General features: G+C 35.2%; 16 protein-coding genes, 2 other RNA genes and 2 riboswitches. Of the genes, 3 read left to right on the top strand and 15 right to left on the bottom strand.

The genetic code is table 11. From position 1 onward, the window contains the following. Positions 1-249 precede the first annotated feature (249 nt). The 5 genes from MHH59_RS07965 to MHH59_RS07945 form a co-directional block, all read right to left on the bottom strand. On the bottom strand, positions 250-1,116 hold the full coding sequence (locus MHH59_RS07965; protein ID WP_002126510.1) for a 5'-3' exonuclease: 867 nt from the start codon (positions 1,114-1,116) through the stop codon (positions 250-252). A gap of 132 nt (positions 1,117-1,248) precedes the next feature. Continuing rightward, positions 1,249-1,974 carry a P-type ATPase gene (locus tag MHH59_RS07960; protein ID WP_002126507.1) on the bottom strand — a complete coding sequence of 242 codons (726 nt, stop codon included), beginning with the start codon at positions 1,972-1,974 and terminating at the stop codon, positions 1,249-1,251. A 359-nt stretch (positions 1,975-2,333) separates the two neighbouring features. Continuing rightward, a riboswitch (M-box (ykoK) riboswitch) is annotated at positions 2,334-2,499 on the bottom strand. Between the two features lie 203 nt (positions 2,500-2,702). Next, entirely contained in the window at positions 2,703-3,089 is a 387-nt protein-coding gene (locus MHH59_RS07955) for a DUF350 domain-containing protein (protein WP_078178002.1), read from the bottom strand. Then, positions 3,086-4,321 carry a glutathionylspermidine synthase family protein gene (locus MHH59_RS07950; protein WP_340851035.1) on the bottom strand — a complete coding sequence of 412 codons (1,236 nt, stop codon included), beginning with the start codon at positions 4,319-4,321 and terminating at the stop codon, positions 3,086-3,088. Before MHH59_RS07950 ends, MHH59_RS07955 begins: the two co-directional genes overlap by 4 nt. 3 nt (positions 4,322-4,324) lie before the next feature. After that, positions 4,325-4,636 (bottom strand): hypothetical protein, encoded by a 312-nt coding sequence (locus tag MHH59_RS07945; protein WP_002126505.1) that lies wholly within the window; start codon positions 4,634-4,636, stop codon positions 4,325-4,327. Positions 4,637-4,719: 83 nt separating this feature from the next. Here MHH59_RS07945 and MHH59_RS07940 point away from each other — a divergent pair, with 83 nt between their 5' ends. Next, positions 4,720-5,169, top strand: a complete 450-nt coding sequence (locus tag MHH59_RS07940) for a hypothetical protein (protein WP_340851034.1) — start codon at positions 4,720-4,722, stop codon at positions 5,167-5,169. A 55-nt stretch (positions 5,170-5,224) separates the two neighbouring features. On the opposite strand, the gene ssrS (MHH59_RS07935) is transcribed toward MHH59_RS07940, so the two are convergent. The 5 genes from ssrS (MHH59_RS07935) to MHH59_RS07915 all read right to left on the bottom strand — a co-directional run bounded on the left by ssrS (MHH59_RS07935) (position 5,225) and on the right by MHH59_RS07915 (position 7,326). Beyond that, a non-coding RNA gene (gene ssrS, locus MHH59_RS07935) (6S RNA) lies at positions 5,225-5,408 on the bottom strand. A gap of 21 nt (positions 5,409-5,429) precedes the next feature. Further along, positions 5,430-5,612: non-coding RNA, 6S RNA (ssrS, locus tag MHH59_RS07930), on the bottom strand. Positions 5,613-5,728: 116 nt separating this feature from the next. After that, complete coding sequence (locus MHH59_RS07925) at positions 5,729-6,562, bottom strand: sulfurtransferase (protein ID WP_201055924.1); 834 nt, start codon at positions 6,560-6,562, stop codon at positions 5,729-5,731. A gap of 2 nt (positions 6,563-6,564) precedes the next feature. Beyond that, positions 6,565-6,837 carry a YpbS family protein gene (locus MHH59_RS07920; protein ID WP_000451806.1) on the bottom strand — a complete coding sequence of 91 codons (273 nt, stop codon included), beginning with the start codon at positions 6,835-6,837 and terminating at the stop codon, positions 6,565-6,567. Positions 6,838-6,858: 21 nt separating this feature from the next. Next, positions 6,859-7,326, bottom strand: coding sequence for a GNAT family N-acetyltransferase (locus tag MHH59_RS07915; protein WP_002011932.1), 468 nt, complete (start codon positions 7,324-7,326; stop codon positions 6,859-6,861). A 71-nt stretch (positions 7,327-7,397) separates the two neighbouring features. Between MHH59_RS07915 and MHH59_RS07910 the strand changes: the two genes are divergently transcribed. Continuing rightward, positions 7,398-7,652 (top strand): DUF3931 domain-containing protein, encoded by a 255-nt coding sequence (locus MHH59_RS07910; RefSeq protein ID WP_000369740.1) that lies wholly within the window; start codon positions 7,398-7,400, stop codon positions 7,650-7,652. A gap of 3 nt (positions 7,653-7,655) precedes the next feature. Here MHH59_RS07910 and MHH59_RS07905 read toward each other — a convergent pair whose 3' ends face one another. Then, complete coding sequence (locus MHH59_RS07905) at positions 7,656-11,315, bottom strand: dynamin family protein (RefSeq protein WP_340851031.1); 3,660 nt, start codon at positions 11,313-11,315, stop codon at positions 7,656-7,658. Between the two features lie 729 nt (positions 11,316-12,044). Here MHH59_RS07905 and MHH59_RS07900 point away from each other — a divergent pair. Beyond that, positions 12,045-13,208, top strand: coding sequence for a DUF418 domain-containing protein (locus tag MHH59_RS07900; protein ID WP_078177998.1), 1,164 nt, complete (start codon positions 12,045-12,047; stop codon positions 13,206-13,208). A 15-nt stretch (positions 13,209-13,223) separates the two neighbouring features. On the opposite strand, the gene pbuX is transcribed toward MHH59_RS07900, so the two are convergent. The 4 genes from pbuX to MHH59_RS07880 all read right to left on the bottom strand — a co-directional run bounded on the left by pbuX (position 13,224) and on the right by MHH59_RS07880 (position 16,835). Further along, positions 13,224-14,540: a xanthine permease PbuX gene (pbuX, locus tag MHH59_RS07895; RefSeq protein WP_002168774.1), complete on the bottom strand. Its 1,317-nt coding sequence runs from the start codon at positions 14,538-14,540 to the stop codon at positions 13,224-13,226. 2 nt (positions 14,541-14,542) lie between these two features. After that, positions 14,543-15,136: a xanthine phosphoribosyltransferase gene (locus tag MHH59_RS07890; RefSeq protein ID WP_078177997.1), complete on the bottom strand. Its 594-nt coding sequence runs from the start codon at positions 15,134-15,136 to the stop codon at positions 14,543-14,545. A 106-nt stretch (positions 15,137-15,242) separates the two neighbouring features. Then, a riboswitch (purine riboswitch) is annotated at positions 15,243-15,344 on the bottom strand. Between the two features lie 117 nt (positions 15,345-15,461). Then, entirely contained in the window at positions 15,462-16,208 is a 747-nt protein-coding gene (locus MHH59_RS07885) for a type I methionyl aminopeptidase (protein WP_002168775.1), read from the bottom strand. A gap of 153 nt (positions 16,209-16,361) precedes the next feature. After that, positions 16,362-16,835: a GNAT family N-acetyltransferase gene (locus tag MHH59_RS07880; RefSeq protein WP_002126492.1), complete on the bottom strand. Its 474-nt coding sequence runs from the start codon at positions 16,833-16,835 to the stop codon at positions 16,362-16,364. Between the last annotated feature and the right edge of the window lie 24 nt (positions 16,836-16,859).

The following is a 16,859-nucleotide window of genomic DNA, read 5'->3' as shown; positions in this document are numbered from 1 at the left end:
CTACATCAATCGGGCTTTTACAGGGAGTTACTCTTCCGTCATCACTCTTTATTCAGCTATAATACTGAGATAGAAGTCCTATCTCCCGTTAATGCGGGATAAGGATTTATCTGTGTGTCCTTATAATAATTGATTGTTGTGAATTCCATTTGAACTTCATATGAAAATTCCGTTTATTTTCTGACAACTTTGTGAACAAAAAAAAGAAAGGTTAATCAAAAATATATTTGATCAACCTTTCCATACTCTTTAAAGCATATTAATTAATATTTCAGGTCTTCCCCAATTCATTTCGTTACAAACAAAGCGTAGTTTTTCTTCGTCCATTGTGTGTAACCCTTCTTCTAATAAGCATGAAATTGGAACTTCACAATGAATTTGCGCTAATTGTAAAGAGATATTTAAATTCTCTAAATCACTTTCAATTTTTGTGCGCTGCGCTTTCGTTAATGATGCTATATTTTCTAGCACTGCCGATACTGTCCCGTATTCTTGAATCAGCTTATACGCTGTTTTTTCACCAATACCTTTTACACCCGGATAATTATCACTTGTATCTCCCATGAAAGCTTTCGCATGAACAATTTGCCAAGGTTCTACACCTTTCTCTTCCATGATTTTTTCCGGTGTGTAATACTCGTAATTTCCAATTCCTTTACGAAGAAGCATAACTGTAACATTCGTATCAACAAGTTGAAGTAAATCTGTATCACCTGTCAAAATATAAACTTCCGCTTCATTGCAATATTGTTTTGCAAGCGTACCGATACAATCATCCGCTTCATAACCTTTCATACCGATTACAGGCATAGATAATTTCGCAGTCATTTCTTGCACTAAATCAAATTGCGGAATTAATTCTTCCGGTGGTGCTGCACGATTTGCTTTATAATTCGAGAAAGATTCCGTTCTAAATGTCGTACTTCCCATATCCCAGCACGTTACAATGTGCGTTGGTTCGATTGCTTGTATTGCTGTTAATAAATGCTTCATATAACCATGAATCCCATTCGTCGGGGTACCATCTTGTCGTTTCATAAATTGTCCATATACACTTGTTGCGTAAAAAGCACGAAATAATAGTGCCATACCATCAACTAATAATACTTTTTTCATAATTCCTCTCCTACTAACAAAAAATAATAACCTCACGTTATCACGTAAGGTTATATATAGATTACCATTCTACGTTTTTGTTCAACTTTGTCTATTATACATTGTTTTTGTATATTTAGCATCATTAACACATTAAGACATTCTACCGCAGCAAGTATGAAGTATTCCTGAATACGTATTTTTACCTGTCGAAACAACTACAGCCTTTGCATTTCCGTCAACAATATACGTACCTTTGAAACATACATTTTCAAGTTCAAGTGGATTATAGTCTTTCATCCGTTTTAATGGAATAAATCGTTTACGTTCAAGATGATAGCAACTTTCAAATTTCTCAATACTAGCATTATTTCCTGTCAGCATAGATTCATTTACTAATAAATCATTTGCATAAATAATACGTACATCTGCCGGCACTGTATCGCCCTCTGAAAGAAAAATCATATCTCCAGGTACAAGCTCTTGTACTGGTAATTTCATCATTTTTAGTTCACTGTTTAGCCCTGTTACGCTACAGCCAGCTACTCTAGAAACAGTAACTGTTTCACATTGTAATTCATCACCCATATGTTGTTTTGAAAGACCTGGGATCATTCCACTTAGCTTCATCATTACTTCCGCAATACGCGCTCTTTTTGAAGTTAATTCATTTCGGCCGTATACTTGAATACGCTTTTGTGCCTCTTTCATAGATAGTCCGTCTCTTGTTGTTTTAAAATACGCAAATACAGATTTTACATCTCTTGTTGCAATTTCAATTAATAAATCTTTATTTTTTTGAAGCATTGTTTGTTCTTTCATTGCTTTTTTACTTAATTTATACGAAGTGTTACCCACACTTTTATTTACATATAACATATTATCGTCTCCTCCTTTACAACATAGGAAGAAACGCTTTGTTTCTCAATTTATCCACTTTACTGTGAAAGTGTCTAGCGCTTAAATACTCGAATAAACGCTACATTATGATAAATATAGAGGGAGGAACAAGTCGTTTCCTGCCTACATCATATATTTTTGATTTGAAGTATATGGGTAACGGAACCGAGTCAGAATTTGACATGATCCTCACCTCCTCTTTAATTTTTTAGTTATAATCTATACTATGAAATTACTCATAGCTTGCTAACAAAAAAGACCCTTACTCATAAGAGAGCAAAGGTCATTGCATACACAAATAAGCGATTCCTAATATAATACAATACAATTAGAAATCTATGGACCTCTCCCTCGCCGAGTTTTAGCACTGTATAGCATAGGTTCATTACCAGCTACGTTAAGAAAAACCTTAATTCGATCATTCCTGTTGACCCATTGGCGTCTCTCGACATTTTTGGGCAGTAGCATTTCTCTATACAGGAGCCTCACCTAACAGAGACTTATTATAATTACATAGAAAATGTTACTCTTATTTAAAATAGATGTCAACACTTTGTATGGAAACTTTTCCTTATTACAATAACTATCTCGAGTTTAGTACACTAATACGCATCCTGCTCAGCGTTCGGCTACATAAATTAATTGAACACATATTGCAAAAAATTAGCAAATGAAAAATAAAACCCTTACGTTAAAATGTAAGGGTTTTAATACGTTACACAACCAGCAATTACAATTCCGATGGAAATTGATAAAAACATAAGGAAAAGACCAACTGCTTGATTATCTTCTTCAAGACTTTTATTAATATTAAAACGTGGTGTAAGCCATTCCGCTAAATAAAAGACAATAATTTGAGCTAAGATCCCAACAGCTCCCCATGAAACCATATCAAGAATTGAAATAGAATTAGCAGCCGTTGAATATAAAACGATAGCAAGACCAAGTAGTCTTCCTCCAAGTACATAGCTTACCGCTTTATTCCCTTGAGCCATTAACTTAAATTCCTTAACTTTCGTTGTCACTTCCATAAGAAAAAGACCGATACATAAAAGTACAAGTGATACTGCTAAATACAGTAAAAAATTAATCATTTATTTTCCTCCTTCTTAATACCTACCGGTAAATAATACGATTCATTTCCCGTAATTTTTTCTCCGGCACGTATACCGATGCTGCTCGCTTTTCCAGCAATTAAAAAAGCCCCAAACACGTACGACAGCTTCTCAATTCCTTTTTCAGTTTCCAAAAATACAACTGGAAGCTCTGTATATTTCTGAAATATATGCAGTGACGATTTATACGTTTCATGTGCATTTCGAATCATAATATTTGTATCCTTATCACGAATCGTAATCGTGTCACCTTCCCTACCGAACGAAGGTTTTTGAACGAAAGGACTTTTCCCCAAAAATAAATCTGGCTCTAAATATGTAGGAAGCATATATTCTTTAATCCACTTTTGTTCCTCACTTGTGTAAAAAGCACCTTCTTCTGCTAATCCCCAAATAAGACATTGAATTGATTTCGGCTGAAGTAAAAAGGCCGACAAAGGATTTATAATAAAAAGCTTTCCTTCTTTTACAAGTTGCAAAAGTTCTACTCCCACCAAATCCCCCGTTTCGGGATCTTGATCTTCAATCAAGTCTTCAATTGGATATGTTTGGCGATACAAAACATCAATTGGTAAACCATCTCTATCTACTAAAGCATCATCTGTAATTCTAAGTTCTGTCATTGGCATCACTTTATTTTCAACATGACATAGCCCACTCAAATACATAGTCGTATTCCAATCTTCTATATGTTCAGGATGAGCTGTGAAAACAACATTTGGCTCTTCCATTCCTTTTGTAAACTCCATTACGGCTTTTGTAATACCAGAAGAAAGTAAGCGCTCTTGATTTGCATTTGGATCATCATAGTCAAGTTCTTCACAAACTTTTCCATTCATTTGAAAGCATTCCACAATAAAAGTTGGAGTATCACTATTAAACTCAAGCATTTTAATACGATTATCCTCTGTTAAAGCAAAATCAAATCGTGAAATAACAGATTCAGGATACATCCCTTTCAGTCTAATAAAAGGCAAGCTTGCAGTTGGAAAACCGAGTTCAAGAAGCTGTTCATTAGATAAATTCCGAAGAATTCTAGCAGTCTTAAAAAATATTTTTCCCATTCGTTCAGTTGCTACTTGTAATTGTTTCATTGTTTGCTCTGTTATTGGGAAAACATGAAACAAACTATACTCACATTCATATAAGTCCGACCAGAAATGAGGATAATTCGAATAAAATTCTTTTCTTTTCTTTATGTATTGCGACATATTTTAACCTCCAAATCCACCTTTTGAACCGCTTCCAATTCCACCTTTAAATTCGGCCGAAGATTGATAAGTTTTAAACTCTGATGAATTTTTGAAGGTGGATTTATTTTGATAGTATGTACCACCATAAAAGTAATGTCCACGATAACCTGAACTACTATCATCACACTGCCAAACACCAAGCTCATCATCCCAATCCCAATCAGAACAACTATTATCATTCGGTTCGGGGGGAATATCTTGCGCGCAGCCAAATAAAGTGCCCGTCATTAAAGATGTTAGGACACCACCTACTAGCCATTTCGTTTTTGTCACCTTTGCACTCCCCTTTTTAAATTATATTTCTATTATATAAGATGTCATGATAAAGTAGAAGAAAAAGGAAGAAGAGGGATAAAATGCGATTGGAATATCGGCTCAATGATGAAACAAACGGGTATCCAGCTTTATGGAACTACGCAAATATTTCTAATTCTGAAATTGTCGCGCGCATGACTTGTGAATATTTTATAAAAGATGGAAATACATATATCGTTACTGCAACTTCAGTAGATCCAGACGGGACAGCAGTGTTATATATACAAAAAGAAGCTTTTTCCAACGACCCTTCAGATCCTACATATTCGCACATAGGTTTTGAAATTAGAGAACTAAAGGAAACCTGCTCAATTATGATAGAAAGTAAAGATATTTGGAATTACGAGGATATCTTACCCTCTCTCCATTCAGATATTATATATATTCAACGGGATGGAATATATTTGGAATTCACCCTCGATTCAAGAGAAATTGATGAAGACCGCAAGTGCTATATTTATTATGGGAACTTTACAGGTAAATCTAGATAACATGAGTATATTTATTCAACAAAAAAACCTTACGTATAAAACGTAAGGTTTTTTATATAGTCCCACATATGCCGTTATCTATAGATGTCCATAAACCTGCTTTCACAGGTGGATGTTCTCACAAATGTTTGTAACTTCCTTCTTAAAAAGATGGCCTGCTATCTACATTTAAATATTGAACTTCCGCATTATACTTATTGGTTTAAGACATACACAAGCTACGTACACCGTAGGAATTTTATATACTATTAGTTGAAATAAGACCCCCGCAAGTGCCGTCTCTCGTAAATGTCCAAAAACCCGCTACTCGCAGGTGGATGCCCTCACAGTTACCGTATATCTTCCTCCACAAGGAAGGCTTGATAATGGTCACTAAATATTGAGCTTCCGTAAAACTAACATCGGTTTTAGACATAAATAAGTTACGCACACCGCAGGATGTATTATTTACTTGTCGTTATATTATCACATTGTTTCCAATGTGTAAAATATAATTTTTTTGAAGCAATCTCTTGCTTGTGACCTTATTTTAATACAAATTATTTTTGCATGCAAGTGATTAATCTTCTTCTTTTGCAATTTGATTTTCTGGATAAGAAATCCAATCACTCCAGCTACCTGTATACAATTTAACATTTTGAAAACCAGCTAATTTTAATGCAACTATGTTCGGACACGCTGTAACACCAGAACCACAATATACGATTGTTTCCTTCTCTTTATCAAGATTTTGGAAACGCCCTTGCTGTTCCTCTTCGTTTTTAAAGTGTCCCGATTCTAAAACCCCATCTTTCCAAAAATAGTTTACTGCCGTCGGAATATGCCCTGCCTTCGAATCAACGAGCTCTTCCGCACCAGCATAACGTTTTGGTTCCCTAGAATCAATTAATGTCATATTTGCACCTGCACGAATTTCCCCTCTCACATCTTCCATCGTTACAAGCATATTTTCTTGTATTTCCGGTATAAAAGGTTTTCGTGCAATAACTGGGATATTCGGCGTTGTGTGTAGTCCATTCTCTTTCCAAGCTGGAAATCCGCCATCTAATATATATACTTTCTCATGTCCTACATAGTTTAATAACCACCAGAGACGAGAAGCATTTGCACCCGCTTGACTGTCATATGCAATTACTGTCGTATGTTCACCAATACCAGCTTGTGAAAGCTTGTCTGCAAACTCCTCAATATTCGGCAATGGATGGCGACCACCATGTTCTGTTACAGGACTTGATAAATCTAAATTCAAATCAAAATATAACGCATGAAGAATATGTTCTTCCTCATACTTTTCTCTACCCCAATTAGGATTCGCTAAATCAAAACGACAATCGATTATACGGACATTCTCATCTTCTATATGCTCACGTAACCATTCGACTGTAACTATCATCTTTAACGACCTTCTTTCTCTTGCAAACGACTTACATACTCCATAACCATTTCTTCTGTAACAAATTTACGCTGCAGTGTAACACCATTTTTTGCAAGATCATTAATTTGCTTTGTTACAACATTAATGATATCAACCGAAAATTCTTTCCCCTTTGACGCAAGAGATACGGCTGCTTCAATAGCTGCTTCACGCTGCGCATCTAATTGTAAACATGCTTTTACACTTTCATTTTGTTTACGAGAATGTGCTGTAATTGCTTTATGTACTTCCATCTTCTCTTCCCCCTAAATAAGTTATACGTTCTTATTCAATTCCATTGCAAGCCGAATCATATCGCGACATACAATCCCATTTTCAATAATCTCTTCTTCATAATGCTTTGAAAAGTAATCAAAATCAATAGAAAAAATACGAAATCCACATTTTTGATATAAAGCAAGTTGTGAAACACTAGAATTGCCTGTACCAACTTCAAGTTTTGACATACCATATCCTTTAGCAGTTTCTACGGCATGACTTAATAGCTGCTTTCCAATCCCTTTTCCTTGCAAATGCTCTACAACCGCAATATTCATAATTTCCATTGTCCTTGGTCTTGTTTCCAAAAGCACATATACACCGATGATTCTTTCTTCTTGTTTAGCTATATACGTATACCCTCTCTGTACATATGCATCAATTTGGCTTTCACTTGGATCAGCAAGAAGTAATAAAGATTTCGGTATAGCTTCTTTCGAAATACGCTCTATGACAACAGACATAAAAATTCCCCCTCCTCTATTGTTCTAAACCCCCCTTGTCTACCATAGATAATAGAAAGGAGGGATTCACCATGGACAACAATGAGAAAAAATGCAACGTCATCTCTATTGATGGAAAGAAAAAGAAGAGCGACACATATTCCTATCCAAAATTAGTAGTAGAAAACAAAACGTATGAGTTTTCTTCATTCGTCTTATGCGGTGAAACACCAGACGGCAGACGCTTAGTTCTTACCCATATGATTTCTACTGATGAGTTTGCAGGGTTTGTAAAATCTTTAGATACTGTACTACAAAAGAAAATTGAACGAATCTTTTTTTCATAACAGCTATTTAATATAAATTTCTTTTTCAATTTCTACTAACTGCTTTTGTAGCTCTTCTTTACTTTGTTCGTATAGCGATACATCAATTGTTTCAGCTAAAGCGAATAATATACTTTCATAATAATTCTCAACGTCTTGCTGCATCACTTTTTGGAATAGGTTCCATTTTGCATCCCACTCTTGCTTATAATGATGAACGAATAAATCTTCTTCATCAACTACATAGTTTGATACGAAAGGTTCTAACACTCCTTTAGCGTCTTCTTGCATAAAAGCTTTATCATTTTTTTCAAAAAAGCTTTTCTCATTTTTAAAATGTGCTAGTGCCTTTTTAAAATCTTTTATTTCTATTGAAGGAAACGGCTCTTTATGTGTAATAATTTTATATTCATAATCCACTGTTCCACCCATAGAAATCGATTCATTTTCCACTTTGCAATTCACAACAATTTCATCCTTTGCACGCTTCATCGCTTCATCTATCCATTTTTCAAGACGTAATGATGTCGCACGCATTTCTTGTAATAAATCATGTTGAATAAATGAAACTAATTCCATTACACATTGCTGCAACTGCATTTTCACATTCCCATCTGTTCGTAACGACGCCGGATTAATAAATTCAGTAAACACATCGTTATAGCGTAAAAATAGACGTTGGTGTACATAATAAAGCAATTCTTTCACTTCATTTTGCATTGCTTGCTCTTCAGCAAGTACACTATATGATGAAATAATATGAAGTAGCTGATTACGCTCTGCTTCATATTTTTTTGTTTGCTTCTCTTTCTCATCATTTCCCTGCTTTGCGCCATTTATCATATTTACAAGAAGCTGATTCGCTCCTTGCAATGCACCATATAAAGCATGCACAGATACAAGCATTAAATCCCTCATCATAAAGGACGTAAATGATTCTTCAAACTTAGTAATCCCGGAGTTTTGTAAAATACCATACTTTTCTTTATCAATACTTTTCCCTTGCTTTTCTTCAAGCGCACATAAACTTGAAATTGCAAATAAACGTGGATTTCTAATACCGTATTGCAGGAGCTGATCCGCAATATAACCTTTTACCATTTCAAGTTCTTCTTCAGATTGTGCTAAATCGGCAGCATTTATTAAGAAGAACATTTTATCAAGTGCAAATGTATCCTTTACACGACCGAGCTGAATTAAAAATTCACGATCCGCACGAGAGAAAACATGATTATAGTATGTTACGAATAAAATAGCATCTGCGTTTTTAATATACTGGAATGCAACATCCGTATGGCGCGCGTTAATAGAATCCGCCCCTGGTGTATCTACAAGAGCTACTCCTTGCCTTGTTAAAGCACAATCATAATAAAGCTCCATATACTCAACAAAGCATGATTTTTCTTCATTAGCTACATAATCAGAGAACTCCTCTAACGTAACTTGTAATTGTTCCCCTAAATGATTAGCAACTGCCTCATATCCTTTTTGTACCGCTCGCAAAAAGCTAAATGTTGTTTTTTGCTTCCCGCTTGGTGAAGGGTATTTCATAATTTGATCAATTTTCGTTAACGCTTCTTCCAATGTAGCAATTTCATAGTGAAACATTTTATAAACAGCTTTCATATCTTCTAACAGCGCTTGCTCTGACTTAAACTGGACAATTACCGTTCCATGTGGTTTATCTTCTGTAACTGGCAAAATTTGATTTATTGTTGCTGTCGTTGGGTTTGGCGATACAGGAAGTACCTTTTCACCGAGCAATGCGTTAGCAAATGATGATTTCCCAGCACTAAAAGCTCCAAATAACGCTACTGTAAATTGCTTCGTTTCTACACGCTGTCTTTTTCCAACTACTTCTTGCTGTAGATGTTTCAATGTAGGCAATGGATCTAATATCGTTTCAGCTTTCTTCACTTTTTCTAATATACGCTGAATATTTAAAGCTTTCGTTCCTTTAATCTCTTCTTCACTAGCCGCTACGTTATCATTTACAATTTCTTGCTCTTGTAGTTTAAACTTCTCACTAACAACTTGTTTTTTACTTTGTAATATTTCGTCTATTTGCAATCCATCTGGTATAGAAACATTTTCATTCCAAATATCTCCTAAATAGCTCTCATATTCCTCATACGTCTTAATGTACTGTAATTTTGTTTCTTTTGCTGTTTGTAACATCGTGTATTTTTCAATTTCTTCTTCAATACGAGCAATCTCTATCTTCACTTTCTTCTGCAATATACCTGTACTTTTTCCAAAGATTTGCTGAGATTTCATAAAGTATCTTTTCTTTAACTCATTTGCAACGTCAGCAGTATAAAGAAGTAAGTAATCACCGGTAAATCCAGCCCCCTGTTTAATTGTTTCAACCAACACTTCCGGTCCGAAAGCAATTTCTAACGCATATATGTCTTTCCCTATTTCCTCTGTAAATAACCCTTCTTCTTTTAAGAAGGCTACAATAAATTCTTTCACATGAAAATCAAGTTGCGTTTCAACAGTCTTTTGAAGAGCAGAATAAAAAGCATCTACACGTCTCTGTTTTTCTTGCTCCGTCTTTCCTTTCGCAAATAACAAACCAACTTTAAACTTCGTTAATTTCGTTTCTAAATATTTATTTGCCAATTCTCTCATTTCAAATGGCATTAAATACGCGTTATCTAATATGGCTTGTAAACCTTTTATAAATTCATTTCTCACATCAGATTCTTTACTAGCCACCCGATCTTTATTTTCAGTTAACTCTTCCTTTTTTTCAACTATCTCTGAAAGTGACAGTGGTGATGTTAATTCTTCTTCATATTTCATGAGATGTTTTTCATTTTCAGAAAGAATAAACGAACAATGTTCTTGCAGTAAATATTCTGTTTCTCGCTCCATTCCCTTTCTTACATACTGCTCTTTTTCTTTCATGATAGAAAAGATTAATGCTTCTAAACTTTGAATTTCATTGTATGGATGATTCATCATTCGCAATGATGTATAGAAAATACCATCTACTTCAATATCCCAGTTAAAAAAAGACTGTTTTACACTATCTCTATACTCTTCAAACGATAACTCATTTGCTTTATGTTTATCTATTTGGTTTACAACGAGATAAACCGTTTTATTACGTTGTTTCAATTCTTTAACAAACTGTAAGTTAACCTCTGATTGGACATGGTTATAATCCATCATATAGAAAATAACATCTGCTAGATGCAGTGTTGATTCCGTCGCTAATTGGTGGGCATCATCCGTAGAATCAATTCCGGGCGTATCAACTAACATAACCCCATCAGGAATTGGCGCATCATTTCGATAAATATGAACACCAATTACTTCATCACCGTCTTTACATATTTGTTTTAATTCTTCTGCTGAATATGCGCCGTCATATTCATACTGTTCTCCAGACTTGATCGTTACAACAACACGATCAGATCCTCTTTCAATTTTAACAACGTTAGCACTCGTTGGAATCGGACTTGTCGGTAATAATTGCGCTTTATATAGGTGATTCATCATTGTCGATTTCCCCGCAGAAAAATGACCACAAAAAGCTAGCATAAGCTGCTCTTGTTTATATTTTTGAATCACTTCAAACAACTTCAAACTATTCTCTACATCGCCGTTTTTTTGCCACTCTTCATAAAAACAAACAAGTTTTTTCATACCGTTTGTCTGTACTATGTTTGTCATCCCCTTGTTCCCCTTTATCCAAGATGTATATACTTTATCCCGCTATTTGTGGGCAGTAAAAACCCGTTTCGTGCGGGCTAGTAATCAGTGAGGGATAGACCTCCCCGCTGATTAAAGTTTCACTTTATTATCATACTAAATTTTCAGCATATTCACATCAAAAATAAAAAATCCCTTTCATTCTTTTTACAAATGAAAGGGATTTTATGTAATATTATTCATTTTGTTGTTCCTACTCCATTTAATACATACTTTGTAACACCAACATATATAGCAATCGTTCCTGCAACAAGTGCATACACCATATTAACACACCAACCTTTTTTTGATAATGATTATCACTTTTGAATACATTTTATCATTAAAGAGAATCATTATCAACAAATTTCTAAAAAAAGAAAGCTCCTTCGGGAAAAGGAGCTTTACTGCCTGTTTTAAAGAAGTTTAAAACTTGCTGTGCATTCTTATTATATCTCATAATACACATCTTAGCAGTTTTAAAAATTGGAAATAACCTATATACCCTCCCCTTTACATTTTGTATAATAAAGTGAAACTGTAATTAGTGGGGATATTTCCCATCTCCACTAATTATTAGTTGAACCAATCGGGCTTTTACAAGCAGTTGATCTCCCACCTAACTTCCTCGTATTCACTGAATTTTGAAGTGGGAGTCTTACTGCTTGTTAATGCGGGATAAAAGGGAATTACTTAACAAGGAGGAAAATAATGACACAAAATATTTCACAAGGCGAGAGGATACATTCCATCGATATTATTAGAGGAATAGCTGTACTAGGTATTTTTCTTGTTAACTGGCCAGTTATCGCTGGTGTTGATTCTCGAGATATTTCCGGCGTTTATGATGGATTAGACAGCTATATTCGCTTATTTTATGACATGTTTATTCAAACGAAGTTTTATACTATTTTTTCATTTTTATTCGGATTAGGTTTTTATATCTTTATGAATCGTGCTGAGGCGAAAACAGATCGTCCGAAAACTTTATTTGTTCGCCGCTTGCTTATTTTATTATTATTTGGGTTCTTGCATTACGTTCTTTTATGGGACGGAGACATCTTACATAGTTATGCCATCGCTGGATTTTTCTTATTGTTATTTTATAAGAGAGAGCCTCGTACTATTTTAATATGGGCATTAGTTTTACTAAGTATTTTTCAATTTTTCATGCTAATCACTAGTATAGTGGTTGCCTTAGTACCAAAGGCAGAGTTAGGGTTTTCCTTACCGATCATGCCACTTGAAGACTGGGTGTCACAAATACAAAATCGTTTCCATGCATTTTATTCTGAAGGAATTGGACTAAATGTATTCATGCTCCCAGAAACAGTTGGACTATTTTTACTTGGTTTATACGCCGGCAAAAAAGATATTTTCCGCCGCACGAAAGAGTTAGATCCAAAGCTTAAAAAATGGCAAATCATTATGTTCATTTTGACATTACCAATGTGGTTCTTCATGGTCCGTTACTTCTTATCAAAACCATCTTATGAACCATTTTATATGCAGGCCTTTACAATGTTTAGTGGAAAAACATTATTCATATTCTACATTTTCACGCTCATGCGTTTATTACAAAAAGAAAGATGGCAAACATTATTACGTCCGTTCCAATATGTCGGACGAATGGCGTTAACAAATTACATCACGCATACGATTATTACGTTACTTGTATTCGGCCTATTTTTCAAAAATTATTATCCCGCTCCATTATGGGTAGGACCACTATTTTGCATCGGCTTTTATACGTTACAAATCTTTATTAGCCACTGGTGGCTGTCACGTTATCAATATGGGCCACTTGAGTACATTTGGCGTCTTGGTACGTACGGGAAAATGATGCCACTTAAAAAGAAAAGAAAGGTCTCATAATGAGACCTTTCTTTTTTACGCTTCTCTTACTGCACTTTGCATAGACACTGGCTCTTCTTTTACTTTACGCTGTGGCACCATATTAAATACGATATTTAAAAGTACTGCTGACGCACTTCCAAGTACAATTCCGTTATCTGTCAAAATACGAATGTTTTCCGGAAGCTGTGAGAATAACGTTGGAACGACTGTAACTCCAAGTCCGATTCCGACAGAACATGCAACAATTAATAAATTTTCTTGTTTTCCAAAATCAACACTGCTTAACATTTTAATACCATATGCCATAACCATGCCGAACATTGCTAGCATTGCACCGCCAAGTACTGATTTCGGAATAATTGTTGTAATGGCTGCGATTTTAGGAATAAACCCAAGAGCAATTAACATACCACCACAAGTATAGATAATGACGCGATTTCTTACTCCAGTTAGTTGAACAAGTCCTACGTTTTGAGAATATGTTGTGTATGGAAATGCGTTAAAAATACCACCTAGAACCATTGCTAATCCTTCTGCGCGATAACCTTTTGTTAATTCTTTTTCACCGATCTTTTTATTACAAATATCAGATAATGCAAAATATACCCCTGTTGCTTCCACAATTCCTACGCAAGCAACGAGAATCATCGTAATAATTGGCGTTAATTCAAATGTTGGTGTACCGAAGTAAAACGGCTGAATACCGTGGAACCAATCTGCCTCTCCAACCGCTTGCAAACTTACTTTCCCCATAAACGCTGCGACGATTGTACCGAACAAAAGACCAAGTAATATAGAGATTGAACGGATAAATCCATCAAAGAAACGATACATAATAATGATAAATAATAAAACACCAAATGCTAACGCTAAATTTTCTAGACTTCCGAAATCTTTACTTCCAACTCCTCCAGCCATATCATTAATAGCTGCTGGAACAAGTGTAACCCCAATAACTGTAACGACAGATCCTGTTACAACAGGAGGAAACAGTTTTACAAGCTTCCCAAATAATTTCGCGAAAATAACAACAAATAATCCCGCTGCAATAATTGCTCCATATATAGAGGACACGCCGTATTGTTTACCAATTGCAATCATCGGTCCAACCGCTGTAAATGTACAACCAAGTACAACCGGAAGCCCAATACCGAAAAAGCGATTTGATAATGCTTGTAAAATCGTTGCTACGCCGCACATTAATAAGTCAATCGATACTAAATACGTTAATTCTTGTTGATTTAAACCAAGTCCCCCGCCGACAATAAGAGGAACAATAATTGCGCCAGCGTACATGGCAAGCATGTGCTGAATACCAAGCGATGCGATTTTAAATGGGTGCTGCTTCATCGTTAGTTCACCTCCGCAGTTTCTTGCTGTACAAATGTAACTGTGCCGTTATCAAGTGATGCAATTTCTGCTAGTGATTCAACACGAACACCCTGTTCACGCAGCTTCTTTCCTCCATCTTGAAATGCTTTTTCAATAACAATGCCAATTCCCGCAATACTTGCCCCGGCTTGCTCTACTAAACTCATTAAACCTAAAGCAGCCTGACCGTTTGCTAAAAAGTCATCGATAATTAAAACGCGATCATTTTCATCGATATGATTTCGAGATAATGAAATTTCATTCGTTTCTTGTTTCGTAAATGAGTATACGTTTGCAACGTACATATTATCTTGTAACGTTAACGATTTACGTTTTCTTGCAAAGATTACTTTTACACCAAGCTCTAATGCAGCCATAACTGCTGGTGCAATGCCTGAAGATTCAATCGTCACGATTTTTGTAATGTTCTCTTCTTTAAAACGTTTAGCAAATTCTTTTCCGATCTCTTGCATAAGTACTGGGTCAATTTGATGATTTAAAAATGCATCTACCTTTAATACGTCACCAGATAAAACCTTTCCTTCGTTCAAAATCTTTTCTTGTAATACTTTCATGTTTGTTCCCCCTCTTATGCAATAAAAAACTCCAAAAGCCGCCACCACTCGTTACAAGTGAGAGACGCGCTTTTGGAGTTTCGCAAAAAAGAATGCTAAACAAGCAAATATATTCGTCCTCACTCATAGTCAAAGTATTTACGGTACTTCGGTAGAAACTTGCAGGCCATATCCCCGCGATTATATGAGTGTAGCTAACTATTTATTTTATAGAAGGATTATAACGCACTTTTTTCACTTTGAAAAGCATTTATCGAAAAAAACACGTACGAATTTTATGAAAATACCATTTTCGTTCGAGTTTTTCAAACTTTCACATTTCATATTACAACGTCGTTAATATGATAGGACCATCCTTCGTAATCGCAATTGTATGCTCATACTGTGCAGATAATTTCCCATCCATCGTCCGTGCAGTCCATCCGTTTAAATCTACTTTAGAATATCGCATACCGGCATTTACAATAGGTTCAATTGTAATTACCATTCCTTCTTGTAATTCTTGTCCTTGCCTTGGCTTACCAAAATGAAAAATTGCTGGTTCCTCATGAATTTCTTTACCAATTCCGTGTCCCGTAAAGTCTCTTGCAACAGAAAACCCTTCAGAGGCTACATAACTTTCAATTGCGTATCCAATATCTCCAACATGGTTACCACTTATTGCTTGCTCAATCCCTTTATATAAAGCACTCTCTGCTACTAACAATAACCTTTTTGCTTCATCAGAAATATCTCCAACTATATACGTCCATGCAGAATCCGAAAGCGCACCATTTAAGTTTACTACCATGTCAATTGTCACAATATCGCCTTCACTTAAAGGAACATCTGTTGGAAACCCATGACACATTTCATTGTTCACAGATGCACATATTGCGTATGGATAATCGTTATACCCTTTCTGTTCGGATCTGGCACCATGCTCTTCTAAATACGCTTCAACAAACGTATCAATTTCTTGTGTCGTTATTCCTGGTTTCATCATTTTTGCAATTTCTCTATGACAAGAAGCTAGTAACTTCCCAGATTCATGCATCAAATCTATTTCATTTTTCGTTTTAATTGTAATCATACTACCTCTCCTTACTAAACTTGCTATTTGCTACTAAACTTCAATCATACACATCCTCTTCCAAAATTTCAAAACTTCTAATTACAACAAGTACAAAAAAAACATCATTTATTTCTACATCAAAATAAAAAAACAGAAGCTCTCCTCTGTTTTTTAATCATTTTTACATATATAATTCATTTTCAAAAACTCAAAACAACTACCATTTGTTTTCTGTATAAATGTTCCAACAGCTTCGAATCCTGCTCTTTTATACACTTTAATCGCTCTTTCATTAAATGCCGCTACTGATAGTGTTATATAATTGCATCCGTATTTTTCTTTACTAAAAGCTAGTCCAGCTTTTACGAACTGTAGACCAAATCCATTCCCAGTTATATCAGGTCTCATTCCAAGACCTATATCAACCGTTTGATTATTTATGTTACTAAAACTAAAGAAACCAATGAGAGTACCATTTTCCTTCACAGAAAATGTATGATTCCCTCTACTCTCATCCTCTAAAAACTCAGCTAAATCTTCTTCATCTGCCTCTATATCATAAAAGGAATACTCCCCTTCATAATGCCAGTTATATGCAATTTCTTCTGCTTCCGCTCGCGACATTACTGTAAACATATAGCCCATTTCTCTCACTCCCTCATAAAAAAA

Source organism: Bacillus sp. FSL E2-0195, from assembly GCF_038003645.1.
Taxonomy (GTDB): Bacteria; Bacillota; Bacilli; order Bacillales; family Bacillaceae_G; genus Bacillus_A; species Bacillus_A mycoides.
This window is presented reverse-complemented; position numbering and strand designations above follow the sequence as displayed.